General features: G+C 70.5%; 22 protein-coding genes. 9 read left to right on the top strand and 13 right to left on the bottom strand.

What is annotated here, in order from left to right; translation table 11 throughout:
* Positions 1 to 12: 12 nt before the first annotated feature.
* The 4 genes from FK529_RS08490 to FK529_RS08475 all read right to left on the bottom strand — a co-directional run bounded on the left by FK529_RS08490 (position 13) and on the right by FK529_RS08475 (position 3,446).
* Entirely contained in the window at positions 13 to 981 is a 969-nt protein-coding gene (locus FK529_RS08490; RefSeq protein ID WP_146560528.1) for an alpha/beta fold hydrolase, read from the bottom strand.
* Between the two features lie 68 nt (positions 982 to 1,049).
* The gene (locus tag FK529_RS08485) at positions 1,050 to 1,979 is read right to left on the bottom strand and encodes an alpha/beta fold hydrolase (RefSeq protein WP_146560527.1); all 930 of its coding nucleotides are present in this window, start codon (positions 1,977 to 1,979) and stop codon (positions 1,050 to 1,052) included.
* Positions 1,976 to 2,911 (bottom strand): proteasome assembly chaperone family protein, encoded by a 936-nt coding sequence (locus FK529_RS08480; RefSeq protein ID WP_146560526.1) that lies wholly within the window; start codon positions 2,909 to 2,911, stop codon positions 1,976 to 1,978. Before FK529_RS08480 ends, FK529_RS08485 begins: the two co-directional genes overlap by 4 nt.
* 109 nt (positions 2,912 to 3,020) lie before the next feature.
* The gene (locus FK529_RS08475) at positions 3,021 to 3,446 is read right to left on the bottom strand and encodes a MarR family winged helix-turn-helix transcriptional regulator (RefSeq protein WP_146560525.1); all 426 of its coding nucleotides are present in this window, start codon (positions 3,444 to 3,446) and stop codon (positions 3,021 to 3,023) included.
* A gap of 57 nt (positions 3,447 to 3,503) precedes the next feature.
* Here FK529_RS08475 and FK529_RS08470 point away from each other — a divergent pair, with 57 nt between their 5' ends.
* Positions 3,504 to 4,307 (top strand): alpha/beta fold hydrolase, encoded by an 804-nt coding sequence (locus FK529_RS08470; protein WP_146560524.1) that lies wholly within the window; start codon positions 3,504 to 3,506, stop codon positions 4,305 to 4,307.
* A gap of 9 nt (positions 4,308 to 4,316) precedes the next feature.
* On the opposite strand, the gene FK529_RS08465 is transcribed toward FK529_RS08470, so the two are convergent.
* Entirely contained in the window at positions 4,317 to 6,206 is a 1,890-nt protein-coding gene (locus FK529_RS08465; RefSeq protein ID WP_231703011.1) for an APC family permease, read from the bottom strand.
* Between the two features lie 225 nt (positions 6,207 to 6,431).
* Between FK529_RS08465 and FK529_RS08460 the strand changes: the two genes are divergently transcribed.
* Complete coding sequence (locus FK529_RS08460) at positions 6,432 to 7,487, top strand: DUF4192 domain-containing protein (RefSeq protein ID WP_146560522.1); 1,056 nt, start codon at positions 6,432 to 6,434, stop codon at positions 7,485 to 7,487.
* 48 nt (positions 7,488 to 7,535) lie between these two features.
* Here FK529_RS08460 and galE read toward each other — a convergent pair whose 3' ends face one another.
* Together galE and FK529_RS08450 are read right to left on the bottom strand one after the other, a co-directional pair.
* Positions 7,536 to 8,522: a UDP-glucose 4-epimerase GalE gene (gene galE / locus FK529_RS08455; RefSeq protein WP_146560521.1), complete on the bottom strand. Its 987-nt coding sequence runs from the start codon at positions 8,520 to 8,522 to the stop codon at positions 7,536 to 7,538.
* A 3-nt stretch (positions 8,523 to 8,525) separates the two neighbouring features.
* Positions 8,526 to 9,209: an iron-dependent transcriptional repressor DtxR gene (locus FK529_RS08450; protein WP_146560520.1), complete on the bottom strand. Its 684-nt coding sequence runs from the start codon at positions 9,207 to 9,209 to the stop codon at positions 8,526 to 8,528.
* 116 nt (positions 9,210 to 9,325) lie between these two features.
* Here FK529_RS08450 and FK529_RS08445 point away from each other — a divergent pair, with 116 nt between their 5' ends.
* Positions 9,326 to 10,555 (top strand): acetoin utilization protein AcuC, encoded by a 1,230-nt coding sequence (locus FK529_RS08445; protein WP_146560519.1) that lies wholly within the window; start codon positions 9,326 to 9,328, stop codon positions 10,553 to 10,555.
* A 53-nt stretch (positions 10,556 to 10,608) separates the two neighbouring features.
* Positions 10,609 to 13,320 (top strand): bifunctional acetate--CoA ligase family protein/GNAT family N-acetyltransferase, encoded by a 2,712-nt coding sequence (locus FK529_RS08440; protein ID WP_146560518.1) that lies wholly within the window; start codon positions 10,609 to 10,611, stop codon positions 13,318 to 13,320.
* Between the two features lie 34 nt (positions 13,321 to 13,354).
* Here FK529_RS08440 and FK529_RS08435 read toward each other — a convergent pair whose 3' ends face one another.
* The 3 genes from FK529_RS08435 to FK529_RS08425 all read right to left on the bottom strand — a co-directional run bounded on the left by FK529_RS08435 (position 13,355) and on the right by FK529_RS08425 (position 16,283).
* Positions 13,355 to 14,356: a sigma-70 family RNA polymerase sigma factor gene (locus tag FK529_RS08435; RefSeq protein ID WP_231702997.1), complete on the bottom strand. Its 1,002-nt coding sequence runs from the start codon at positions 14,354 to 14,356 to the stop codon at positions 13,355 to 13,357.
* Positions 14,357 to 14,468: 112 nt separating this feature from the next.
* Positions 14,469 to 15,947 (bottom strand): DUF7782 domain-containing protein, encoded by a 1,479-nt coding sequence (locus tag FK529_RS08430; RefSeq protein ID WP_146560517.1) that lies wholly within the window; start codon positions 15,945 to 15,947, stop codon positions 14,469 to 14,471.
* Positions 15,948 to 16,283 carry a DUF3099 domain-containing protein gene (locus tag FK529_RS08425; RefSeq protein WP_146560516.1) on the bottom strand — a complete coding sequence of 112 codons (336 nt, stop codon included), beginning with the start codon at positions 16,281 to 16,283 and terminating at the stop codon, positions 15,948 to 15,950.
* Between the two features lie 38 nt (positions 16,284 to 16,321).
* Here FK529_RS08425 and FK529_RS08420 point away from each other — a divergent pair, with 38 nt between their 5' ends.
* Positions 16,322 to 16,558, top strand: a complete 237-nt coding sequence (locus FK529_RS08420; protein WP_068525069.1) for a DUF3039 domain-containing protein — start codon at positions 16,322 to 16,324, stop codon at positions 16,556 to 16,558.
* A gap of 4 nt (positions 16,559 to 16,562) precedes the next feature.
* Here the strand turns inward: FK529_RS08420 and FK529_RS08415 are convergent, their stop codons facing one another.
* Positions 16,563 to 17,837: a YihY/virulence factor BrkB family protein gene (locus FK529_RS08415; RefSeq protein WP_231702996.1), complete on the bottom strand. Its 1,275-nt coding sequence runs from the start codon at positions 17,835 to 17,837 to the stop codon at positions 16,563 to 16,565.
* A gap of 151 nt (positions 17,838 to 17,988) precedes the next feature.
* On the opposite strand from FK529_RS08415, the gene FK529_RS08410 reads away from it, so the two are divergent.
* Positions 17,989 to 19,680 carry a DEAD/DEAH box helicase gene (locus FK529_RS08410; RefSeq protein WP_146560514.1) on the top strand — a complete coding sequence of 564 codons (1,692 nt, stop codon included), beginning with the start codon at positions 17,989 to 17,991 and terminating at the stop codon, positions 19,678 to 19,680.
* 94 nt (positions 19,681 to 19,774) lie between these two features.
* Here the strand turns inward: FK529_RS08410 and FK529_RS08405 are convergent, their stop codons facing one another.
* A complete protein-coding gene (locus tag FK529_RS08405) occupies positions 19,775 to 19,990 on the bottom strand; it encodes a DUF7455 domain-containing protein (RefSeq protein ID WP_146560513.1) in 216 nt (71 codons plus the stop codon).
* A gap of 192 nt (positions 19,991 to 20,182) precedes the next feature.
* Here FK529_RS08405 and FK529_RS08400 point away from each other — a divergent pair, with 192 nt between their 5' ends.
* The 3 genes from FK529_RS08400 to FK529_RS08385 all read left to right on the top strand — a co-directional run bounded on the left by FK529_RS08400 (position 20,183) and on the right by FK529_RS08385 (position 24,093).
* Entirely contained in the window at positions 20,183 to 21,067 is an 885-nt protein-coding gene (locus FK529_RS08400) for an EamA family transporter (RefSeq protein WP_231702995.1), read from the top strand.
* Between the two features lie 258 nt (positions 21,068 to 21,325).
* A complete protein-coding gene (locus FK529_RS08395; protein WP_166436398.1) occupies positions 21,326 to 23,335 on the top strand; it encodes a M13 family metallopeptidase in 2,010 nt (669 codons plus the stop codon).
* A gap of 338 nt (positions 23,336 to 23,673) precedes the next feature.
* On the top strand, positions 23,674 to 24,093 hold the full coding sequence (locus FK529_RS08385; RefSeq protein ID WP_146560511.1) for a TA system VapC family ribonuclease toxin: 420 nt from the start codon (positions 23,674 to 23,676) through the stop codon (positions 24,091 to 24,093).
* A 134-nt stretch (positions 24,094 to 24,227) separates the two neighbouring features.
* On the opposite strand, the gene FK529_RS08380 is transcribed toward FK529_RS08385, so the two are convergent.
* Positions 24,228 to 25,385 (bottom strand): acyl-CoA dehydrogenase family protein, encoded by a 1,158-nt coding sequence (locus tag FK529_RS08380; protein WP_146560510.1) that lies wholly within the window; start codon positions 25,383 to 25,385, stop codon positions 24,228 to 24,230.
* Between the last annotated feature and the right edge of the window lie 8 nt (positions 25,386 to 25,393).

The following is a 25,393-nucleotide window of genomic DNA, read 5'->3' as shown; positions in this document are numbered from 1 at the left end:
GATCGTGGCCCCTCAGCCCAGCTCCTGGGCGGGTGCGGCGACGGTGACGCCCGCGGCCGACCGCAGCCCGTCGCGCAGATGGGTCCGGGCCAGCCGCGCCGGCGACGTCGTGGTCAGGAAATCGGTGAGCAGCGCGAGGAACCGGTCCGGCGCCTCGGTCATGGGGAAGTGGCCGACACCGTCGAAGACCTCGACGCGCGCCGCGGGGAGGGCCGTGCGGAGCACCTCGGCGTGCGAGGCGGGGATGATGGAGTCGTCGGCTCCCCACGCGACGAGCGTCGGCACCTCGGCCGTGAGGTAGCAGCGGTCCAGCATGGTCACCACCTGGCCGCGCAGGTCCACGACGGAGCGCAGGGTTCGCGCGAAGGCGTGCGGAGAAGCGGTGTTCGGCATTCGGTCGAGTGCCCGGCGCAGCTGCGCCGCATCGGGGCGCACCGGGCTCGGCACGGCGGCCGCCGCGAGCAGTGCCGCCGCGAGGACGTGCTTGGCCCCAGGCAGTGCCGTGAGCGCGACGAGCTGCTCGGCGAAGGGCAGGGAGAGTAGGCGCAGCAGCGGCGAGACGTCGTGGTCCACGCCGCCGGGCGCGACGAAGGCGATCCGCTCCACCATGTCCGGGAACTGATAGGCGAACTGCCCCGCGACGCCGCCGCCCAGCGAATGGCCGACGATCGACACCCGGTCGACGCCGAGGTAACACAGCAGATCGCGCATGCCGTTCGCGAACGCCGCCACCGAGTAGTCGGCGCGCGGCCTGTCGGAAAGGCCGTGGCCGAGCAGGTCCGGGGCGATCACGGTGAACCGGTCGGTGAGCGGCGCGAGCACGGAGTCCCACACCAGGGAGTTGTCGCCGATGCCGTGCAGCAGGAGCACGGCCGGGCCGGTGCCCCCGATGCGGTAGGCGCGACGGTGCCCGTGAATCGTCGCGAAACACAGGTCGGGCACGTAGGGGCGGGCCCGGAAGGGCAGGACCTCGGGACTCATCGCGGCCTCCTCACGACTGACTGTCCGTCAGTGTGGGAGCGCCGGATGACGGGCGGCACCTCCGCCGGTTACGCCGGTGTTTCGGCCTCGGCGTCGAGGTCCGCGTCGCGGCGCAGCGCGGTCTGCAGCTCGGCCACGGTGAGTCGCGCGGGTTCGGTGCCCGCGATGAAGTCGGTCAGCACCGTCAGGAACCGCTCGGGGTCGCTCCGGAACGGGAAGTGCCCGGCACCGTCGAACACCTCCAGGCGCGACGAGGGCAGCGAGGCGTGCAGCAGGTACGCGTGCTCGACGGGGATGATCGGGTCGTCTGCGCCCCACACGACGAGCACCGGTACGGTGTCGGCGACGTAGGTGCGGTCGAGCATCGTCACCACTTGGCCGAGCGGGTCGACGACCGCACGCAGAGTGCGGGCGAAGGCGCGCGGCGTACCGGAGTGCGGCAGGCCCGCGAGCACCCGGGCGCACTCGGCGTTGTCGACGAACTGCTTCAGCGGAACGCGTCCCAGCAGGTCCAGCGCGGCGCTGGCCACGGGCAGCACCCCGGGGAGGGCGAGCGACCGGATCGCGATCTCCGACATCGGCAGCGAGACGGCCTTGAGCACGGGGGAGACCGAGCGGGTGACGCCGCCGGTGTCGACGAAGACGAGCCGCTCGACCATGTCCGGGTACTGGTAGGTGAACTGGCCGGCGATGCCGCCGCCGAGCGAATGACCGACGAGCGTCGCGCGCTCGATGCCGAGGTAGAGCAGCAGGTCGCGCATGGCGTTGGTGAACGCGGGCAGCGAGTAGTCGGCGCGCGGGCGTCCGGACAGGCCGTGCCCCAGCAGGTCGGGGGCGATCACCGTGTACTGCTCGGCGAGGCGATCGAGGATCGGCTCGAACGTCGACGAGTTGTCGGCCATCCCGTGGATGAGCAGTAGGGCGGGGCCGCTGCCGCCGATCCGGTAGGCCCGACGGTGGCCGTGGATCAGTGCGACGCGCTGACGGATCCGCGTCACGACGCGGTGCCGTTCTCCCCCTCGTCGCCGGCCTGCTCCGCGAGGAAGGCCTCGAATTCGCTAGCCAGATCGTCACCGGTGGGGATGGCCTCGCCGTCGGCGATGAGCAGTTCGCGGGGCTGTGACGTGATCTCGTCGTACTGCTGCTCCAGCGTTTCGACCACCGAGGAGATCTCCGCGCTCGACGAGACCTGGGCGTCGATCTGCTGCCGCAGCTCCGCGGACTCCACCGGGAGATCGCCGTCGGGCAGCTGCAGCCCGACGGAGCTGCGCAGCGCGCCGAGTATGCCGAGGACGGCCTCGGGATACTCGTTCTGCGCGAGGTAGTGGGGCACGTGCACCGAGAGGCCGAGTGTGTCGTAACCCTTCTCGGCCATGCGCAGCTCCAGCAGGCCCGCGGCACTGCCGGGCAGGCGCATCGTGCCGCCGTCCCACGAGCGCAGCTCGCTGCGCAGTTCCGGGTTGTTGCCGTGCGCGGTGACCGGCACGGGCCGGGTGTGGGGCACCGCCATCGGGATGGCGTGCAGGCCCACGACGGTGCGGACCCCGAACCGCTCGGCGAGGCCCGCGACGGCGCTGACGAAGCCGTTCCACCGCAGGTCCGGCTCGGCGCCCGCGAGCAGCAGGAAGGGCTTGCCGGAGGAGTCGCGCACGGCGTAGAGGTTGAGCTCCGGGTCGTCGACGCCGGTGAAGCCGTCCTCGAAGGTCATCGCAGGACGGCGCGAGCGGTAGTCGAGGAGCTCGTCGACGTCGAAGGAGGCGACCAGCTCCGTGGAGAGGTTGTCCTTGAGATGCCGGCGCAGGAGCCGGAGCGCGTGCCCGGCGTCGGCGTAACCGTCGAGCGCGTGCACCAGTACGGGTCCGTTGCCGTCGGTGTCCGAGACCGACGGCCCGGGGAACTCCAGCTCGTACATGTTGGACTGCTCGTCCATGCGTCACCTCCGACTGCCGTGCTCCCCGCGCGGGCGGGGAACTACCAGTTTTCCATGTCGCATAACCTCGCGTACGCCATGTCGATTCCCCCGCGCCGCGTGTTTCCGCTCACGGCGAAACAGCGGAGGTCAGGAAACGCTTCACGACCTCGGCCTCCGTGGGTGAGAGCGCGGCCGCCGCGATTCGGATCGGGCCGATCAGATCGCCGAAGAACTCCTCGCCGAGGCGCCGTGCACCCGCGGTGACATGCAGGCGGATCCTGCGTCGATCGTCGGGATCGGGGCCGCGCTCGACCAGGCCGGCGGCGGTGAGGCGGTCGAGGAGCGCCGTGCACGCCGCGGAGCTGAGCAGCAGTTCCGTGGCGAGTGTGCCGGGGGTCGCGGGCGCTCCAGCGCGCTCCAGATCCAGCAGGGCGATGAGCGCCCGGACGTCCGTTCCGCCGAGGCCGTGTCGTGCGCCGAACGCGGCGATCTCCCGCTCCCAGCGGAGGGCCGCCGCGCGCAGGGCGTGCACGAGGTGCTCGTTATCGCTCATGCCACAACGCTATCAGGTAGCTTGATCGTCATAAATCTCGATGATCGAGAGGAAATTATGAGCTCCGAGTTCGACGACGCCTACGACGCCGTGGTCGCGCAGTGGGGCGTGGCGGTGCGGCGAACCGTGGTCGACGGTCCGCTGGCCCGCACGCGGGTGCTTCTCGCGGGCGCTGCCACCGCTCCGCCGCTACTGTGCCTGCCGGGAGGAGGAGGAACCGCGGCGGTGTGGTTCGCGCAGGCCGCGGACCTGGCGCAGCGGTTCCGCGTGATCGCCCCCGATCTCCCCGGCGACGCGGGCGCGACCGAGCGGCGCGCCTTCCGCTCTCGAGCGGACTGGCCGGCGTGGGTCGACGAGGTCCTCGACGGCGTGGGCGCGCCGTCCGCCGCGGTGCTCGCGCACTCCTACGGTGCGCAGATCGCGGTCGCGCACGCGCTGGCGCGCCAGGAGCGGGTGCGCACGCTGACCCTGCTCGATCCGACGGACGTCTTCGCCCGCATCCGACCGAGCGTCCTGGTCCGTGCGCTCCCGGGGCTGGTGGCGCCGTCGAGCGCACGGCAGCGTGCCCACGCGCTCTGGGAGACGCGAGGACAGTGGCCGCCCACCTCCGAGGCGGGACGGCTCGCTGCAGCAGTCGCTGACGGCCCCCGGCCGACGTACTGGCCGCCGCGGCGGCCCGCCGCGGCGGCGCTGGATGCATTGGAGTCGGTTGCGGGCGGGGTCACCGTCGTCGTCGGGCTCCGCAGTCGGTACCACGACGGCCCTGCGCTGGCGCGTGCCGTCGGACAGCGGTACCCGTGGATGCGGGTCGAGACGCTACCGGTAGCGCACCACGAACTCCCGTTCGCGTACCGGCCGTGAGCGTCGGCGTCAGGAGACGTGGACGGTGGGGCGGCGCTTGGCGTCGTGCTCGGCCTGGCGCAGCACCTCGTGGCACACGGCCGCCACCTCGCCGGAGCCCTCCACGAGGTACTTGCCCATATTGAGCACGGGGTTCGTCTCGGACCACTGGAAGTACACCTCGGGGACCACGCCGGTCTCGTCGCGGATGTAGAGGAGCACGGCGGCGATCGTGTTCGCGATACTGCCGGACCGGACCTTGAGCAGGCGGTAGCCGAACTTCTCGATGCCGCGGACCTCCAGGTCCTCCTCGAAGTCCGAGGAGTCGCGCGGCCACACCTCGAGCAGGATCACGCGCGAGCGCCCGGGGATGTGCCCGAACTTGCGCTCCGCGCGGACCTTGTCGCGGTACTCCTTCTTGGTGTCCACGTCCGGCTCGTGCGAGACGATCCGGATGGCGTGCTGGGCGGCCGCGTCGTCACGGATGAACTCGAGGGCCTTCTCGTCGAAGGTGATCGACGAGGCACGCAGCTCGAACGAGCGGCGGACGCGCGAGCCGATGGAGACGACCGCGATGGCCAGGATGAACAGTGCGGCGATCCGCACGCCGTCGGGCCGCTCGATGATGTTGTCGATCGTGGTGTAGACGAAGACCGCGGAGATCAGCCCGAAGCCCCAGGTGGCCGCGGTCTGGCGCTTGCGACGGGCGGAGATCGTCACCGCGATCGCGGCGGAGGTCATGAGGACCAGGACGCCGGTGGCGTACGCACCGCCCTGGGCGTTCACGTCGGCCTCGAAGATGAGCACGATCACGAGCGCGATCACGGTGAGCACCACGACCAGCGGCCTGACCGCGGACGCCCACCGCGGCGCCATGCCGTACCGGGGCAGATACCGCGGCACCAGGTTGAGCATGCCCGCCATCGCGGACGCGCCCGCGAACCAGAGGATCGCCACCGTCGAGACGTCGTAGACGGTGCCGAAGGCGTTGCCGAGGTACTCGTGCGCGAGCCAGGCCAGGGCACGGCCGTTGGCGGCGCCGTTCGGCTCGAACTCCTCGGCGGGAATGAGCACGGTGGTGGCGAAACTGGAAGTGGCGAGCAGGACACTCATGATCACCGCGGCGGTGGTCAGGAGGCGCCCGGTGTCGCGGATGCGCTTGGCGGGGTACTCGGGGGGATCGTTCGGATCGCCCTTGATCTGCGGCATCACGGCGACGCCGGTCTCGAAGCCGGAGAGACCCAGGGCCAGCTTCGGGAAGACGATCAGCGCGACGGCGATCACCATGAGCGGATTCGCGTTCTCCGACCACAGCAGGTTCTGCCAGTCCAGTACCTTCTGGGGCCGCTCGGCGATGTGGAACAGCGAGATGCCGATCACGACCACGTTGAGCGACAGATACACCGCGACGAGCACGACGGCGGTGCCGATCGCCTCACGGAAGCCCTTGAGGAAGATCACGCCCAGGGCGAGGACGAGCCCGAGGGTGATCGGAATGTTCGCGCCGTGCAGGAACGACGGGGCCAGCGGGTTCTCGACGATGTGCTCGGCCGCGTCGGACGACGACAGCGTGATCGTGATGATGAAGTCGGTGGCCGCGAAGCCGAGAAGCACCAGGACGAACAGTTTGCCACCCCACCAGGGGAGGAGTCGCTCGAACATCGCGAGCGAGCCCGCGCCGTTGAAGCTCTCCCGGGCCACCCGCTTGTAGACCGGGAGTGCGCCGAAGAGGGTGAGCGCGATCAGAACGAGAGTCGCGATGGGGGAGATGGCGCCGGCCGCGATGAACGCGATGGCGGGCTGGTAGCCCAGGGTCGAGAAGTAGTCGACGCCGGTCAGGCACATGACCTTCCACCACGGCTGCGGGTGTTCCGCGTCCTTGGCATGGGGTCCGACGTGGGTGCCGGCCCGCTCAGACATGCCGCTGAGGAACCAGTCGCGCGTGCGGTCCGGGAACCGCGGTAAGCCGATCACGCGGTTCACAGTAGCCCTGACCGCCGCCGTCCGTCGGCCGCCCACCCACCGGTGTCCGGTCCGGGCCGCTCCTGTGCACAACGCCCAGCGTGGAGAACGTTTCGTAATCAAACTGGGGATGAGTGGCGCGCAGCGGCGATCGGCGTCCCCGGCCTCGGTGAGCATTCCAGCATGACGAAACATCACGCATCCCCGGCCATGAAAATCGACTCCCTCGGCGACCTGCTCGCCGCGGTACCGGCGCTCCTGGGCTTCTACCCGACGCGGTCGGTGGTCCTGCTCACTCTCGACGAGGTGACCGGGCGGATCGGTGCTACCGCCCGCACCGATCTCGAACTGACCCGGACCGGTGGGCTCCGCAAGGACTGTCGGGCGCACATCGCCGAGGCCGTGGGCCTTCTGCGGGGTCAGGGGGCGGACCGCGTTTTCTGCGTGGCCGTGGACGACCGCCCTCTCGGGCGGGCTGTCCCGGCGCTACTCCAGGTGATCGAGGGCGCAGCCCGGTCCAGGGAAGCGGTCGATCCCGACCTCGACATCGTCGACGTGGTGTTGCTCGACCGGATCGGCGCCGGCGAGCGCTGGATCTGCCGGCACGGGGAGAGCGGCGCGCTCCCGGATCCGGCCTCCTCGCCGCTCATGGTGGCGGCGGTCGTGGAGGGCCGCACCGTCCACCGCTCCCGCGCGGAACTGACCGACCAGCTCGCGGAGGAGGGGCCGGGGATCGGCGGGGACCGTTGCCGCGACGCCGCGGACCACGAGGCGGACGGCGATCCGTGCGAGCTGCTGGCCGCCGTGGTGGGTGCCGTGACCGAGCAGCGGGCGGCCCCGCTGTCGGACGCCGACGTCGCCCTCCTCGGCGGAGCACTCCTCCAGGTGAAGGTGCGCGACGCGGCGATGGCTCTGGGCCTCACCGTGATGGCGGACGAGGCCCGCCTGTTGTTCGCCGAGTTGGCCCGCCGCCTGCGGGGTACCCCACGGGCCGCGGCGGCGACGCTGGTCGCCGCGTCGAGCTACCTCCACGGCGACGGTCCGCTGACCGGCATCGCCCTCGACGCGGCGCTCACGTCCGACCCGCACTACCGGGGCGCGCACCTGCTCGCGCACGCGCTGGCCGCGGGCATGCACCCGCGGGAGCTGTGCATCACCGCCGAGGTCGGTCTGAGCGTGGCCCGCCGCCTCGGCGTGGCGCTTCCTCCCCGCGACCTCGAGTTCCCGCTCGCCGGGTGACGGCCGGCGAGCGGGCTCCGTAGGCGTGCGGTCCCGACGGGGGAAAGGTCAGGAGCGGCGCGCGGCGTGCGAGCGGTCGCCCAGCGCCTGCGTGTACTCCCAGGCATCGGCAACGATCTCGCGCAGGTCGGTCTTCTGCGGCCGCCAGCCCAGCTCGTCGATCGCGCGACGAGACGAGGCGATCAGCACGGCCGGATCGCCGGCGCGGCGGTCGGCGGCGGTCTCGGGGATCTCGCGCCCCGTCACCTCGCGGCAGGTGTCGATCACCTGACGCACCGAGAATCCCTCGCCGGAGCCCAGATTGAAGACCTCGTGGGTGCCCGGCCGCGCGTGGTCCAGGGCCAGTACATGCGCCTCGGCCAGGTCCTTGACGTGCACGTAGTCCCGGATCGCGGTGCCGTCCGCGGTGGGGTAGTCGGCGCCGAAGACCGCGATGTCGCCGCGCTGGCCGAGGGCGGTCTGCAGCACGAGCGGGATCAGGTGCGTCTCGACCTCGCGGTTCTCGCCGAAGCCACCGTAGCTGCCCGCCACGTTGAAGTACCGCAGCGAAACCGCGGCGAGGCCGTACGCGGTGGCGTACGAGGAGATCGCGGCGTCGATCGCGAGCTTGGTGGCGCCGTACGTGTTGGTCGGCGCGGTCCGCGCGTCCTCGGGAATCGGTACAGACTCCGGCTCGCCGTACGTGGCGGCGGTCGACGAGAAGACCAGGCGCGGGACGCCGGCCGCGAGCATCGCGTCGAGCAGCGTCAGCGTGGTGACGACGTTGCCCTGCCAGTACTTGTGCGGATGCGACACCGACTCGCCCACCAGCGATTTCGCGGCGAAATGCAGCACGCCGTCGAAGTCGCCATCGGCGAGCAGGGGGCGGGCCGCCTGCGCTACGTCGCCCTCTACGAAGGTGGCGCCCGCGGGCACCGCGTCCCGGTTGCCGGTGCTCAGATCGTCGAGCACCGTCACCTCGTGGCCGCGTTCGAGCAGCACCTGCGCGCAGACGCTGCCGACGTAGCCGGCACCGCCGGTCACCACCAGGCGCATCGGCTACACCGCCTCGACGAAGACGGCGTGGGCCATCTCGTCGGGGAGCTCGAAGTCCTCGTGCCCGGCGACCGAGATGATGACCGCGCCGCGCTGCACGGTGACGGACACGCGCGCGTCCGGAACCACGCCGGCCTCGCGGAACCGGCCGATCAGATCGGTATCCGCCTGCACGTGCTCAGCCAGGCGCTTGATGACTACGGCCGTCGGGCCGCCCTGCGGGAGGTCGGTGAGGCGGGCGGGACGTGCGGGCTCGGTGCCGATCGTGACCCCGAGCTCGCCGAGCCCGGGGATCGGGTTGCCGTACGGGGAAGTGGTGGGGTTGCCCAGCACCTCCAGCAGACGCCGTTCGACGTCCTCGCTCATCACGTGCTCCCAGCGGCAGGCCTCCGCGTGGACGTTCTCCCACCGCAGCCCGATGACGTCCACCAGGAGCCGCTCTGCGAGCCGGTGCTTGCGCATCACGGCGATGGCCAGCTGGCGGCCCTTGTCACTGAGTTCGAGGTGCCGGTCCCCGGCGACGCGCACGAGACCGTCGCGTTCCATGCGCTGCACCGTCTGCGAGACGGTGGGGCCACTCTGTTCGAGACGCTCCGCGATACGCGCCCGGAGGGGCACGACGCCCTCCTCTTCGAGCTCGTAAATGGTCCGCAGGTACATCTCGGTGGTGTCCACCAGATCGTTCACGTGTCCAGCTCCTTGTCGTCGCTGTTGAGCTTAACCGAGACGGTCCATCGACCCCCGTACTTAAGGTTACCTAACTCCGACACGGGGCAGGGTCGCAACGACTAGGGTCGTCACACATGGCACGGTTCCCCGACTCCCAGGTGGTCTGGGACCCCTCAGTGCTCGACTACCGATTCTCCCATTCGCATCCGATGGACCCTGTTCGCCTGCGCCTGACGATGGAACTCGCCCGGATGCTCGGCGTCCTCGACGGCGTCGACGTGGTGCCGCCCGCGGACTTCGATCCGCTCGAACTCGGACGCGCGCACACCGATGACTACCTCGCGGCCGTGCGGGTCGCGGGCTCGGGGCGCGCCCGCATCGACCTCACGGGCTACGGACTCGGCAACGACGACAATCCCATCTTCCTGCGCATGCACGAGGCGGCGGCGAGCCTGGTCGGCTCGACCCTCACCGGCGCGAAGGAGATCGCCGCCGGGCGCGCCACCCGCGCCGTCAACATCGCCGGCGGGATGCATCACGCCATGCGCTCGCACGCCTCCGGCTTCTGCATCTACAACGACGCGGCGATCGCGATCTCCTGGCTGCTCGACAACGGCTTCGACCGGATCGCCTACATCGACGTCGACGCCCATCACGGAGACGGGGTGCAGGCCCAGTTCTGGAACGACCCGCGGGTGCTCACCGTCTCCCTGCACGAGGACCCCCAACACCTGTGGCCGAACACCGGCTACCCGACCGAACTCGGCGGCCCCGAGGCCCGTGGCACGGCCGTCAACGTCCCGGTGCCGGCCTTCTGTCCCGACGGGCTGTGGCTGCGCGCCTTCCACGCCGTGGTCCCCTCGGTGGTCCGGGCGTTCCGGCCCCAGCTCATCGTCAGCCAGTGCGGCTGCGACTCCCACGCGACCGATCCGTTGACCGACCTCTCGCTCTCCGTCGACGGTCAGCGCGCGGCGATCCTCGCCATGCGCGATCTGGCCGACGAGGTGTGCGACGGCAGATGGCTCGCCGTCGGGGGCGGGGGCTACCAGCTGGTCCACGTCGTGCCCCGCACCTGGACCCACTTGATCGGCGCCATCGTCGGGGTCGACATCGACCCCGCCACAACGGTTCCCGCGGAGTGGAAGGATCTCGCCGCGAGCCTGCCGACCGACCAGGTCGGTGCCGTCGGTGCGCTGCCGGAGACCATGGGCGAGGGCGGCACGACCGCGTTCACGCCGTGGGAGCCCTCCTCGTACGACCCCACCTCCGCGCCGATGGAGGCCGCCGCCGACCGGTTCATCGCCCGCGCCCGATCCGCTGTATTCCCTCTCCACGGACTCGACCCGGAGGATCCCCGTGACTGACGTGATGGTCCCTGCCGCTCTTCGCGCTCCAGGACTCGACCCGGAGGATCCCCGTGACTGACGAATCTCCCGCGCAGCCCACAGGTCCCGCCACCGATCCGTTCCCGGCGCCGAGCCAGCAGGCACCGTCGGGTCCGCACGAGTTCCCCGCGCACTGGGTCGCCGATGTGCTCGCCTCCGACGGCGGTGTGGTGCACCTGCGGCCCGTCGTGCCCGCCGACGCCGATGCCGTGGTGGAGTTCCACGCCGGCCTCTCGGAGCGCACCCGCTACCTGCGGTACTTCGGGCCGTATCCGGTGATGCCGCCGCGCGACGTCGCGCGGATGACCACCGTCGACCACGAGCAGCGCGTCTGCCTGCTCGCGATCCTCGGCGGCAAGATCATCGCCGTCGGGCTCTACGAGGGTCTCGCCGACTCGGGGAAGCCGACATCGGCCGAGGTCGCCTTCGTGGTCGCCGACGAGCACCAGGGCCGCGGCCTCGGCCCGATCCTCCTCGAGCACCTCGCGGGCGCGGCCGCCGAGAACGGCTTCCACCGCTTCGAGGCCGAGGTCCTCGCCGAGAACCGGTATATGGTCAACGTCTTCAAGGCGGCCGGATACGAACTGCGGCGCAGCTTCGACGGCAGCGTGGTGCACGTCGAATTCGGCATCGACCCCACCGAGGCCCTGGTCGCCGTGCGCAACGCCCGCGAGTCCGCCTCGGAGGCGCGCAGCGTGAGCAACGCGCTGCGGCCCACCTCCATCGCCGTGATCGGCGCGTCGACCACGCCGGGCAAGGTCGGACACGCGGTGCTGCGCAACATCATCGCGGGCGACTTCGCCGGGCCCGTGTACCCGGTGCACCCGGACCACCGGTCCGTCGCGGGCATTCGCGCCTACGAGTCCGTGCGCGACATACCGGATCAGGTGGACCTCGCCGTGGTCACCGTGCCTGCAGACAACATGGGTCAGGTGCTCGACGACTGCCTCGCCAAAGAAGTGCGGACCCTGCTAGTCGTCTCGTCCGGGTTCTCCGACGCGGGCGGGCGCGGCACGGAGTCGGAGCAGCGGCTGCTCTCCGCGGTGCGCTCGCACGGGATGCGGCTGATCGGTCCGAACGCGCTCGGTGTGATCAACACCGACCGCGAGGTGCGCATGAACGCGACGCTGGCCCCCGTCGTCCCCTCCCGCGGCAACGTGGGCTTCTTCTGCCAGTCCGGTGCCCTCGGCATCGCCATCCTGGACACGGCCGCGAAGCGCGGCCTGGGCCTGAGCACGTTCGTCTCCGCAGGCAACCGCGCCGATGTCTCCGGCAACGACGTGCTGCAGTACTGGGATACTGACGACGCCACCGAGGTCGTGCTGCTGTACCTCGAGAGCTTCGGCAACCCGCGCAAGTTCGGCCGCATCGCGCAGCGCCTGGCTCGGCAGAAGCCGATCGTCGCTGTGCACCGTGGCGGCGTCGACGCCGATCGCCGACGCCGCGGCTCCGAGGCCCTGTTCGAGAACTCCGGTGTCGTGCAGGTCGACTCGATCCCGGAACTGTTCGACTGCGCGACCTTCTTCAGCTACCAGCCGCTTCCCGCGGGCCCGCGGGTCGCCGTGATCGGCAACTCGACGGCGCTCGGCATCCTCGCCACCCACACCGGGATCCGCGCGGGGCTCGACGTCGCGCAGCCCGTGGACCTGGGTGCGGCGGCGACCCCGGGGGAGTTCAGTGCGGCGATCGACGCGGCGCTCGCCGACGACGCCGTGGACGCGATCATCGCCGTCTTCGTGCCGCCGGTGGAGGCGCCGCCGGAGGCGCACGCCGCCGTCCTACTCGAAGCCTCCAGAAGGCTGATCAAGCCGATCGTCTCGACCTTCCTCGCCTTCGACGGCGTCACCGAGCTGCTCGCCGCCACTGACGCTGACGGCGTGCGCGTGCGGGGATCCGTCCCGTCCTACGCCGAGCCCGAGCGAGCCGCCCGGGTGCTGGCCCACGGCTGGCGGTACGCGCAGTGGCGCGCCCGCCCCGTCTCCGACACCGCGCGACCCGACGGCACCGATGTGGAGACCGCGCGCACCCGCGTGCGCGAGTGGCTGCCCAGCGGCGACGCCGGCGCGAGCACCGTCACCCTGAGCTTCGAACAGAGCGCGGAGCTGTTGGGGCTCTACGGGGTCGGCGTGGTGGCGTTCGACGTGGCGTCCACCCCGGAGGAGGCCGTGGCCGCCGCGACCCGCCTCGGATACCCGGTCGCGGTCAAGGCCATGGGGGAGCGCTGGCGCCTCCGCGCCGACCTCGCCGCGGTCCGTCTGGACCTCGCCGGCCCGCAGGCCGTGGCCGACGCCTTCGTCGAACTGGCGAACGCGACCGGGGAGTCGACGCTGCACGTGCAACGCATGGCGCACAAGGGGATCGGTTGCGCCGTGGGGTACGACAACGACCCGCGGATCGGGCCGCTGCTGTCCTTCGGCCTCAGCGGCGCGGTGCCCCAACTCCTGGGGGATCGCGCATACCGGCTTCTGCCGTTGACCAACGCCGCCGCGGCCGATCTGGTGACCGCCACCCGTTCCGCCCCGCTGCTCGACGGCTTCGCCGGCGAGTCCGGGGTGGATCGTGCGGCCCTCACCGAGGTGGTGACCCGGATCGCGGCCCTCGCCTACGAGGTGCCGGAGATCGCCTCGATCGACTGTCAGCCGATCCTCGCGACCACCGACGGCGCGTCGGTGCTCTCCGCGGTGATCCGCATCGGCCACGCGAACGAATTGCTGGCCCAACAGGCGGAACCGCGCCGGCTGTAACAGCCGACGCGGTTCCTTCGAGGGTGATTCGGGATCAGCTCGCGTACGCGCGGAGGCGATCGGCCCGCTCGCCGTTGCGGAGCTTGGTCATGACCTCGCGCTCGATCTGGCGCACGCGCTCGCGGGACAACCCGAAGAGCTTGCCGATCTGGTCGAGGGTGCGGGGCTGGCCGTCGTCGAGGCCGTAGCGCAGGCGGATGACCTGCTGCTCACGCTCATCGAGCGTCGCGAGCACCGACCGCACGTCGCTGTGCATCAGCCGCGAGATGACCGCGGATTCCGCCGAGGCGGCCTCGGCGTCCTCGATGAAGTCGCCCAGCGGCGCCTCTTCATCGGACCCGACGGGCATGTCCAGGCTCACCGGATCGCGCGAGTGATCCATCAGGTCGGCGATCTTCTCCGCCGGGATGCCCGACTCCTCGGCCAGTTCCGCGTCCGTGGCCTCGCGGCCCATCTGCTGGTGCAGCTCGCGGCGGATCCGGGCCAGCTTGTTCACCTGCTCCACGAGGTGGACGGGGAGCCGGATGGTGCGGGACTGATCGGCCATGCCGCGCGTGATGGCCTGGCGGATCCACCAGGTGGCGTACGTCGAGAACTTGAAGCCCTTGGCGTAGTCGAACTTCTCCATCGCGCGGATCAGGCCGAGGTTGCCTTCCTGGATGAGGTCCAGCAGCGGCATGCCGCGCCCGGTGTAGCGCTTGGCCAGCGAGACCACGAGGCGCAGGTTGGCCTCCAGCAGGTGCTGGCGGGCGGCCTGGCCGTCGCGCACGATGAAGGCCAGATCACGCTTCTTCGAGGCCGCCATGCGCTTCTTGGTGGCCAGCAGGTGCTGCGCGTACAGCCCCGCCTCGATGCGCTTGGCCAGATCGACCTCGTCCTCCGCGGTCAGCAGAGCGGTGCGGCCGATGCCGTTCAGGTACACGCGCACCAGATCCGCGGCGGGACTCTGCGCGTCGAGATCGGCCTCGGTCAGCGGGGGCCGCACCCGATCAGCGGGGCGGGCTGCTGTGCTAGCGGTGTTGACGCGGTGTGCCATGTGGCTGCCTCCTGTTCGCCGGTACATCTGGTTCAACGGACGACGGGCGCACAGAGTTCCCGTGCCCGGTTCCCCTGACCTGCGGAAACAGTGAGACGTTCTGAGAAGTTGCTTAGAGGAAGGTTACGAATCCGTGGCGGTGGAGATCGGCGAGCAATCGCCGGGCCGGATCGGCGAGGTCGTCTTCGCCGGTCGCGGCCTCGAGTAACAGCACGAGGTCCTCGGTGGTGAGGCCGCCGCTGCAGCCGGCGAGCAGGCGGGCACCTGCGTCGTCGAGCTCATGCACCCAGCGCGGCCCGGACATCCGGGTCACGCGGACCGCCACCTCGTCCCAGCCTTCGCCACCGGCCACCGAGACGCGCTCGAGCGCGACGTCGTCGCCGAGCAGCGGGCGGGCGGCGTCCAGGTCGGCGTCGTGCAGCCACGCCATGCGGGTGAAGTGCGCCGGCACCTCGTCGCCCAGGGGATCGTCGAACGGGTGGCTCAACTCCTCGCACACGACCTCCGACGGACCGTCGATCGTACGCAGGAAGACGTAGCCGAAGCCGATGCCCGTGACGCCGGCCTCCGTCAGATGCGCCAGCCAGCGGTCGGACTTCGCGCGCCCCTCACCGACGCGGGGGTCGAGCCCCTCGTCGCGCAGCCAGGTGCCCACGTACAGCGCCGGATCGGCGACGTCGCGCTGCAGGACCCACGCGGCGACGCCCTCGGCGGGCAGCCAGGACGCGACCCGCGCCTGCCAGGCCTCCTCCCCGCGATGCACCCAGGAGGCGAGCAGCGCGGCGGTGCCGCCGGGCGCGAGATGCTCGGGGACGCCCCGCACCACCAGCTCGGACGCCCCGTCGAGGTCGAGGCCCGAATCCCGGTACGTGTGGTCCACTCGGCCCTCGCCCACGACGAAGGGAGGATTCGCCAGCAGCAGGTCGAACCGCCGGCCCGCGACGGGCGCGAACCAGTCGCCGGTGAGCACCTGCACATCCACGCCGTTGAGCGCGGCCGAGGCGGAGGTGAAATCGGCCGCCCTCTCGCTGACGTCCGTCGCGGTGACGGCCTCCGCGAACCGGGTGGCGGCGCAGGCGTGCACGCCGCAGCCGGTGCCGAGGTCGAGGACGGTGCCCACCGGTTCCCGCGGCGTGGCCCGCAGCAGCGACTGCGAGGCGTGCCCCACGCCCAACACGTGCTCGCGGTGCTGCGGGTGCGGCCGCATGAGGCCGTCGAGGTCGGAGAGGAACCACTGCGGACCGTCGGATAGGTCCAGGGGGCGCAGGCCCAGCGCGGCGCGGACCCGGGACGGATCCTGCGGGTCGGGCTCGAGGAGGCCGACGCTCACCGCCTCATCGGCCGTGACCGGAGCCAGGGTCGCGTCCACCTCGGCGCGCGGGACGGGCGCGGTGGCGAGGAACAGGCGGATCATCACGTCGAGCGGCGTGGTGCCGGACGCCGCGGCCTCCACGGGGCCGGGCTCGCCGCGCGAGAGGCAGCCGTGGGCGTCACCGAGACGGTCGGCGACGGTGGCTTCCGAGAAGTCGGCGGCGGCCAACACGGGGCCGAGCCGACGGCACAGCGGCGTCAGCCCGGGGGAGAGCCGCACCTACTCGCCGCGCGTCGAGACGGTGGTGATCGGACTGCCCTGCAGGGCGAGGCGGTCGAGCTTGCGGCGGGTGAACCGGTCGGGCTCGCCCTTACGCCGCTTCGGCCGATCGTTCGCGCGGATCACGGCGATCCACGGGATCGGGATGGAAACGCCGAGCACGGCGAGCGCGATCATCCAGTTGCCGGTGGCGGAGTAGATCCACGCGGAGATGACGAGCGCGGGAATACGGATCGCCATGATCATCAGGTACCGGCGGACGCGCCGCCGGTGCTGCTCTTCGTACGAGTCCTCCGCGTCAGTGATGACGTAGGTGTCGTCGCCCTGGTTTCCCACGCTTCGATCGTCCCACTGCGGCTGGCAGAATGAAAGTCATGAGTACGAAGACCCTGGAGAAGCCGGATGTCGATGTCGACGCCGATACCGGTACCGACGACGACACTCCCAAGTTCTTCCACTACGTGCGGAAGAACAAGATCGCTGAATCGGCCGTGATGGGCAACTACGTCGTCGCGCTCTGCGGCGAGACCTTCCCGGTGACCAAGTCGGCGAAGCCCGGCTCGCCGGTGTGCCCCGAGTGCAAGAAGATCTACGACCGTATGAAGAAGTAGCCGCTCACCGCGGCTCGACCTCGCGCACGGGCCGCGTCGGCGGCACGCGCGGGGCGTCGGTCTCGACGGTGCGCCGCGGCGGCACCTCGGTCTCGACGGTGTGTCGAGGCGCCTCGTCCCTGGGCGCCTCCGGCCCCTCAGGCGGTTCGTCGTCGGATTCGGTCCGCTGACGCCGGCGGATCGGGTCCGTCGCGCGGCGCAGGCCCTCGGCGGCCGCCTTGCCGGGGTCGGGGATCCCGGCCTCCTTGATCTGCTCGACGACCCAGTCCCGCAGCTGGTCGGTGCGGATCTCCCGGGCGGGCCACCGGTCCTGGAGCGCCGCGTTGAACTCCGCGCCGACCATGACGGCGAAGCCGAGGAAGAACGTGAACAGCAGGAACGCGATCGGTGTGGCGAGCGCGCCGTACGAGATGCCCCGGCCGGACGCGATGAACGACAGATAGACGCGCAGGCCGGTCGACGCGACGAGGAAGATCAGGGCCGCGAGCGCCGCGCCCGGGACGTGCCGGTACCACGGCAACGGCCGCGGCAGCGCCTGCCGGTAGAGCAGCGCCAGCGCGCCGACCAGCATGAGCACGACGAACGGCAGGTAGCCGAAGTCGATGAGCTGCGCCACCGCCGGGTGCCACGAGGAGGGGATGTACCGGATGAGGAAGCTCGGCCCCAGCGCCACGAGCGGCAGGGTGAACACCGCGATGACCAGGAACTCGACGTAGAGCAGGAGCGCGAAGAAGCGCTGATGCACCGCATTGCGCACGGTGTGCTGGTCGTGGGCCATGCTGATGGAATCGACGTACGACGACAGCGCCGACGATCCGGCCCACAGCGCGATGATGAAGCCCACCGAGACCACGTCGCCGCGGCCCTGCTGCAGCACCCCGTCGACCATGGGACGGATGATCTCGTCCACCACGTTGGGCGTGAAGACGCGCAGGCCGAAGGAGATGAGCCGGTCGTGGATCACCCCGATGGTGTCGGGCCCGAACCAGTTCGCCACGTAGCCGACGAGGCCCATCAGGGCGAGCAGCAGGGGCGCCAGCGACAGGGTGGTCCAGAAGGCCGCCTGGGCGCTGTGTCCGACGATCGAGTCGTCCCAGGACTTGACCACGGTGCGCCACAGGACCTGGGGCATGCCGCGGACGACGCCCCACGCGCGGGCGGGGAAGCCGACACGCCGGGGCCGATCCAGGTCCTGGGTGTGGGGACCCGGATCGTGCGGCTCGGCGTGCTTCGCCGGGCCCGATTGCCGGCTTCCCGGCGTGCCGTGTGCGTCGTTCATCATGTTCAGTCTCGCGCACCGGCGCCGATCACGCCGGAACCGGGATCGCCGCGTGTTGCGAGTAGACTGCGTCAGGGTTCACGATCGACCCGCCCGCGCCGCGAATGCGCGCCGGACGGGCTTGTCTCGCGGTATAGGGGTGCGGTTCTCGATGGCGGTTTCACTTCGTGTCTGGCAGCGCCGTGCGCTCACGAAGTACCTGACCTCGAAGCCTCGGGATTTCCTCGCCGTCGCCACACCGGGCGCCGGTAAGACGACGTTCGCGCTGCGGGTCGCCGGCGAGCTGCTGGCCGACCGCACCGTCGAGCGGGTCACGGTGGTCGCGCCGACCGAGCATCTGAAGTACCAGTGGGCTGAGGCGGCCGCGCGCAACGGCATCAACCTCGACCCGAACTTCACCAACTCGGGCGGCAGCACCTCGTCGGACTTCGACGGGGTGGTCATCACGTACGCCCAGGTGGGCATGCACCCGTACAAGCATCACGCGCGGACCACGGCGTACAAGACCCTGGTCATCCTCGATGAGATCCATCACGCCGGCGACGCGAAGAGCTGGGGCGAGGGCGTGCGCGAGGCGTTCGAGCCGGCCACCCGGCGGCTCGCCCTCACGGGTACGCCGTTCCGCAGCGACGACAACCCCATCCCGTTCGTCACGTACGAGCCGGAGTTCGGCGGAGGGCAGCGGTCCAAGGCCGACCACGTCTACGGCTATTCGGACGCGCTCGCCGACGGCGTGGTCCGCCCCGTCGTCTTCCTGGCGTACTCGGGGCAGGCGAGCTGGCGCACGAGCGCGGGCGAGGAGTTCACCGCCCGGCTGGGCGAGCCGCTGAGCAGGGAGCAGACGGCGCGTGCCTGGCGCACCGCGCTCGACCCGCACGGCGATTGGATTCCCGCGGTGCTGCACGCCGCGAACACGCGGCTCGACCAGCTGCGCCACGCGATGCCCGATGCGGGCGGCCTCGTCATCGCCAGCGATCAGTCGACGGCCCGCGACTACGCCGAGCTGCTCGAGGAGATCAGCGGCGAGAAGGTCACGGTCGTGCTGTCCGACGACCCGACGGCCTCGAAGCGGATCTCCGCGTTCTCCGAGGGAACGGACAAGTGGATGGTCGCCGTCCGCATGGTTTCCGAGGGCGTGGACGTCCCGCGCCTGGCGGTGGGCGTGTATGCGACGAGTGCCTCGACGCCGCTGTTCTTCGCCCAGGCGATCGGGCGCTTCGTGCGACTGCGCGTGCCGGGTGAGACCGCGAGTGTCTTCCTGCCGTCGGTACCGGTGCTGCTGGACCTGGCCGCGAAGCTCGAGGAGCAGCGCGACCACGTCCTGGGCAAGCCGCATCGCGAGTCCGACGGGCTCGAGGACGCGATGCTCATCGACGCGAACAAGCAGAAGGACGAGCCCGGCGAGGAGGAGAAGGCGTTCGTCTCACTGCACGCCGACGCCGAGCTGGACCAGCTCATCTACGACGGTTCCTCCTACGGCACCGCGACCCTCGCGGGCAGCGAGGAGGAAGCGGACTACCTGGGGCTGCCCGGGCTGCTGGACGCCGAGCAGATGCGTGCGCTCCTCAAGCAGCGGCAGAAGGACCAGGTGGACACCCGCACGGCCGTGGCGGAACGCCCCGCGCCGCCCCCCGAGGTCGAGGAGCGGGCGACCGCGGGCGCGCAACTCTCGGCGCTGCGCCGCGAGCTGAACTCGCTGGTCGCGATGCATCATCATCGGACCGGCAAGCCGCACGGCGTGGTGCACAACGAACTGCGCAGCAGGCTGGGCGGGCCCGTCACCGCAATGGCGTCCGCGGATCAGCTACGCGAGCGGATCGCCGCGCTGCGCACCTGGAAGTGACCCGGGCCCGCGGCGCACACCCGGGCAGAGACGGCGACGGCGCCGTGCACCCGGAAGTAGGGCGGGTGCACGGCGCCGTCGCGTCGATGGATACCTAGACCGAGACGGGCTCTCCCGCGACGGTGGCGCCCTGCGCCTCCAGCTTCGCGCGGTGCTCGGTGAAGTGATGCCCGCAGAAGAGCAGCTCGAAGCCCGACGGGAGTACCGCCCGGACCTGGGCGGCCGCCGAGCATCGATCGCAGCGGTCGGACGCCGTCAGGGGAGCGAAGGCATCGCCCGCGGGGGCCTCTGAAGTGACTGTGTTCGTCATGACTCCTCCGTTCCTCACGAACCGTTCTTACATCTCTGTATACGTCCGAGAGTACCCATTTGTTCCACCACACCGGGGAGGTGGGCGTCATGTTCTCCCAGGGTGAACATCGTCCGAGGCAGGAGAAGCCGCGGCGGGACCCGCAGGAAACGCGGGTGCGGGGCGCGGGGACCGTCCCCTAGGGTGAGGCGCGTGACACAGCTGATGATCCCGGCGATGTTCGTGATCGGGGCGATCAGCCAGTACGTCGGTGCCTCCCTCGGCGTCGGCCTGTTCGAGCAGCTCTCACCTGTCGCCGTTGCCTGGCTGCGCGGCGCCGGCGCCGGCCTCATCCTGCTGATCGCGCTGCGCCCGCGCCGCGCCGACTGGACCCGGGCGCGGCTGCGTTCCGCGGCGCTCTTCGGCACCGTGACCGTCGCCATGAACATGGCCTTCTACGAGGCCATCGACCACATCGACCTCGGCACGGCCGTCGCGATCGAGTTCCTCGGGCCGATTGCCGTGGCCGTCGCCGGGTCGCGGCGTGCCGTCGACCTGCTCGCGGCCGCCGCGGCCCTGGCCGGCGTGGTGTGCGTCGCGGGCGTCAACCTCGACGGCGCGACCGGAGGCGGTCTCGGCTCCGACGGCGCTATCGGCATCGCCTGCGCGTTGCTCGCCGCCGCGCTGTGGGCGGGGTACATCGTGCTCGGCAAGCGCGTCGCCGACGCCGGCGGCGGCATCGAGGGGCTCGGTGTCGGCCTGGCCGCGGGTGCCCTGGTGCTCGCGCTGCCGGGCCTGGGGCCCGACCTCGCAACGCGCCCCGACGCCTTCCTCAGCTGGGAGGTGTGGGTCCTCGGCCTGGGCCTCGGACTGCTCAGCTCGGTGGTCCCGTACGTGCTGGACCAGGTGGTCCTCACGCGCGTCGGCCGCGAGCGGTTCGCGCTGCTGCTCGCCCTGCTCCCGGTGACCGCCACCGGCGTCGGCGCGGTGATGCTGGGCCAGCGGCCGGGGTGGCTGGAGGCAGTCGGCATCGCGCTCGTCGTCTTCGCCATCGCGCTCACCTCGCGGCGGACGGCGACGCCCGACTCGGGTTGTTAGCGTGTCGCACCATCCGCTCCGCCGATGGGGTTAGATTCGGGTATGCAGACCGGTGATGCACAGTCTTCCGCCCATCCGCCCCGTCCGGACCGCGACCCGTTCGGCGCACCGTCGGGCGGGCTCGACCGCCGGCGGTTCCTCGCCGGTTTCGGCGTGCTCGCGGGCACCGCGGTGCTCGCCGCGTGCGGTGTGTCCTCGCCCGGGGGGAGCTCGCCGTCCTCCTCCGCGCAGCCCGCGCGACCGCTGACCGGGCCGGACATGAGCGGCGCCGCGCCGGGTGTGCGGCCGCAGGACGACTTGTTCCGGCACGTGAACGGCGCCTGGGCCGATGGCTACACGATCCCGGCGGACAAGGCCTCGTTCAACACTTTCACGGACCTGTCGGATCGCGCGCTGGACCAGCTCAAGGCCATCATCGAGAACATCAAGGATCCGCGGACGCGCAGCGACGAGGCGAACATCCGCGATGTCTACGACTCGTTCATGGATACGGGCCGGATCGATCGGGAGGGCGCGAATCCGATCAAGCCCGACCTCGAGGCGATCGACAAGGCCGCCGACAAGGCGGCCCTGCTCGATGTGATCGGCGCGCACCAGAAGCAGGGTGTGAGCGGTCTGGTCGGCTACTACGTCGACACCGACCAGAAGGACTCGTCGAAGTACGTGCTGAGCCTCGTGCAGTCCGGCATCGGCCTGCCCGACGAGGCCTACTACCGCGACCCGAAGTACGCCGCGGTGCGCGACAAGTACCGCGCCTATCTCGAGAAGACGGCCTCGCTCGCCGGCCTGTCCGACGCGCCCGGCGTGGCCGCGCGCGTGCTCGCCTTCGAGACGGCGGTCGCGAAGGGACACTGGGATCGGGTCCGCTCCCGCGACGCCACAGCGACCTACAACCCGTACCCGTGGTCCGAACTGGCGAGGCTCGCCCCCGGCTACGACTGGGACCGCTGGCAGCGGGCGGTGGGCATCAAGGCCGACGACGCGAAGAACGTCGTGGTCTCGCAGCCGAGCTCCCTGACGTCCGCGGCGAAGCTGTGGGCGGACACCGATCTCGGCACTCTCAAGGACCACGCCCGGATCCAGGTGGTGCGCGCCTATGCCGCGTATCTCTCCGAGCCCTTCGTCACGGCGAACTTCGAGTTCTATTCGAAGACGCTCAGCGGGGTCGAGCAGCAACGCGACCGCTGGAAGCGGGGCGTCGCGGTGGTCGAGGGCGCCCTCGGCGAGGCGCTCGGGAAGCTGTACGTCAAGAAGCACTTCCCGTCGGATGCCAAGCAGCAGGCCGAGCAACTCGTGAACAACTTGCGCAGCGCGTACCGCGCCAGCTTCGCGGACCTGGACTGGATGACCCCGGCGACCCGGCAAGCCGCGTCGGCCAAATTGGAGAAGATCCGCACCAAGATCGGCTATCCCGACCAGTGGCGCGACTACCGCGATCTCAAGACCGATCGCACGTCGATCGTCGCCAACGTCCGCGCGTCGGGCGAGTTCGAGAACGCCTATCAGCTGGCGAAACTCGCCAAGCCGGTGGACAAGGGTGAGTGGCTGATGACGCCGCAGACGGTGAACGCGTACTACAACCCCGGGATGAACGAGATCGTCTTCCCGGCCGCGATCCTGCAGTCGCCGTTCTTCTCGCCCGACGCGCAGGCCGCCGTCAATTACGGCGGTATCGGCGCCGTGATCGGGCACGAGATCGGCCACGCCTTCGACGACCAGGGCGCCAAGTACGACGGTGACGGCAACCTCAAGGACTGGTGGGAGCCCGCCGACCGGGCCGAGTTCGACAAGCGCACCAAGGCGCTCATCGCGCAGTACAACGCCCTGGTCCCGGCCGGCCTGCCGCCGACGAACACGGTCAACGGCGGGCTCACGGTGGGGGAGAACCTCGCCGACCTGGGCGGCCTGTCCATCGCGATCGCCGCCTACCGGATCGCCGTCGCGAACCGCGACGCCGGGACCGAGGCGGCCGCGCAGGCGAGCAGCGCGCCGTCGGCCGGCGGCGGATCGTCGGAGAGCATCGCGCCGAGCGCGGGGGCGGGCGCGGACCCGGACCTGACGCCGCTGTTCCTGAGCTGGGGCCGGATCTGGCGTAACAAGGCGCGCGAGGCCGCCGCGATCCAGTCTCTCGCCACGGATCCGCACGCGCCGAACGAGTTCCGCGCGAATCAGGTGGTCAAGAACGTGAGTGCCTTCGCCGCGACCTTCGGTGTCAAGCCCGGTGACAGGGAGTGGCTGGAGCCGCAGGAGCGCGTCAGGGTGTGGTGACGGGGCGAGCGCCACCATGTTCGTCGTGTGATCGCGCATGAGCTGTTCGCCCTGTCCATCTCGGCCCATTCTGCGATCGGTGTGTTGATGCTATGATGTGTTGATGCGAACGACCCTTGACTTGGACCCGGCGGTGCTCAGTGCCGCCCGAGCGAAGGCGGCCGCCGAGCATATTTCGCTGGGTAGGGCCGTTTCCGAGCTTGCGCTCTCCGGGCTCAGGGTTGCGCGCGTAACGCGTCGTGCCCCATCGGGCTTTCCTGTACTGTCCGGCGTTCCTGGACATCTGGTGACGGACGAACTGGTGACTTCCTATCGCGATGACGAGGCGGACGCGGGCGATGTTGCTTGACGTCAACGTGCTCCTCGCCTTGACCTGGGATCAGCATGTTCATCATGTGATCGCGCATGATCGGTTTGCCGAGCTGGATGCCTGGAGCACGTGTCCCGCCACCGAGGCGGGGTTGCTCCGGTTGCTTTTGACCGAGCACGTCGTGGGCCGGAAAGTGAGCGGCGGCGAGGCGCTCGGGCAGTTGGCGGCGATGCGTCAGGTGCGGGGTTGGGGATTCCTCGCTGACGCCGGTTCGCTTGCGGCGCCCGCGATAGACACCCGCGTGCTGATGGGGCGTCGGCAGGTGACCGACCTCCAGCTCGTCAATCTGGCGGCGTCCAACGGCACGGTGCTCGCGACGTTCGATGGAGCGATCGAGGGAGCACTGATGCCCGATGATCGGCGCTGGGTCAACGTCTGGACCGGTTGATACCGCGTTCGACGGAGTCTGTTCGAGACTGGGCAACGAGCCTGGAGAGCGTCAGTACACCGACGTTGCTGCCCCTGTTGGCGCCTCGGCGGCGGCACCGGCGATCGATGATGATCCGCCGCTGAGGCTTTCGCCTAGAGCCCCATGTCCTTGGCGATGATGGTCTTCATCACCTCGGAGGTGCCGCCGTAGATCCGGTTGACGCGGTTGTCGGCGTAGAGGCGCGCGATCGGGTACTCGTTGATGTACCCGTAGCCGCCGTGCAACTGCAGGCAGCGGTCGATCACGTCGGAGGCGGCCTCGGTGCAGAACAGCTTGAGCGAGGCGGCGTCCGCGGCGGTGAGCTGGCCCGCGTCGTGCAACTCGAGGCCGCGGTCCACGCTCGACTCCATCGCGTCGACCTTCGCCTTGCACGCGGCGAGCTCGAACTTGGTGTTCTGGAACGACGCGACGGACTTGCCGAAGATGGTGCGGTCCTGGGTGTAGGCCTGCGCGAAACGCACCGCGGCGGCGGCCTGCGAGTACGCTCCCACGGCGATCGACAGGCGCTCCTGCGGCAGGTTCTGGCCCAGGTAGGAGAAGCCCTTGTTCTCCTCGCCGAGGAGGTCCGCGGCGGGCACCTTGACGTCGGTGAACGAGAGCTCCGCCGTGTCGGAGGTACGCAGGCCGATCTTGTCGAGTTTGCGTCCCACGGCGTAGCCGTCGAGGGAGGTGTCCACGACGAAGAGGGAGATGCCGTGGCGCCGGTCCTCGGCGGTGGCCGGGGCCGTGCGCGCGCAGACGATCACGCGGTCGGCGTTGACGCCGCCGGTGATGAAGGTCTTCGCACCGTTGAGGACGTAGTGGCTGCCGTCCTCGGAACGCTTCGCGGTGGTCTTCATGCCCGCGAGATCGGAACCGGTGCCCGGCTCCGTCATGGCGATGGCGAACATGAGCTCGCCGGCGGCCATCCCGGGCAGCCAGCGCTGTTTCTGCTCGTCGGTGCCGAGGCCCGTCAGGTACGGCAGGCAGAGGGCGATGTGCACGCTGGAACCGCCGAAGGAGACGCCGGCGCGAGCCAGCTCCTCGCTGATCACGGCCTGGTACTTGAACGATTCGATGCCCGCGCCGCCGTACTCCTCGGGCACCTCGATGCCGAAGACACCCAGCTCCCCGAGCTTGGGGTAGAAGTCCTTGGGCACGATGCCGTTGGCGTACCACTCGTCGTAGTGCGGCACGACCTCCGCCTCGATGAAGGCGCGGAGGGTCTCGCGAAAGGCCTCGTGGTCGGCGGTGTAGACGGTGCGACGCATGGTGTTCT

This window comes from Tsukamurella asaccharolytica (assembly GCF_007858435.1).
Taxonomy (GTDB): Bacteria; Actinomycetota; Actinomycetes; order Mycobacteriales; family Mycobacteriaceae; genus Tsukamurella; species Tsukamurella asaccharolytica.
Note: the sequence above shows the minus strand (reverse complement) of the source record. Positions and strands in the feature narration are given on the sequence as shown.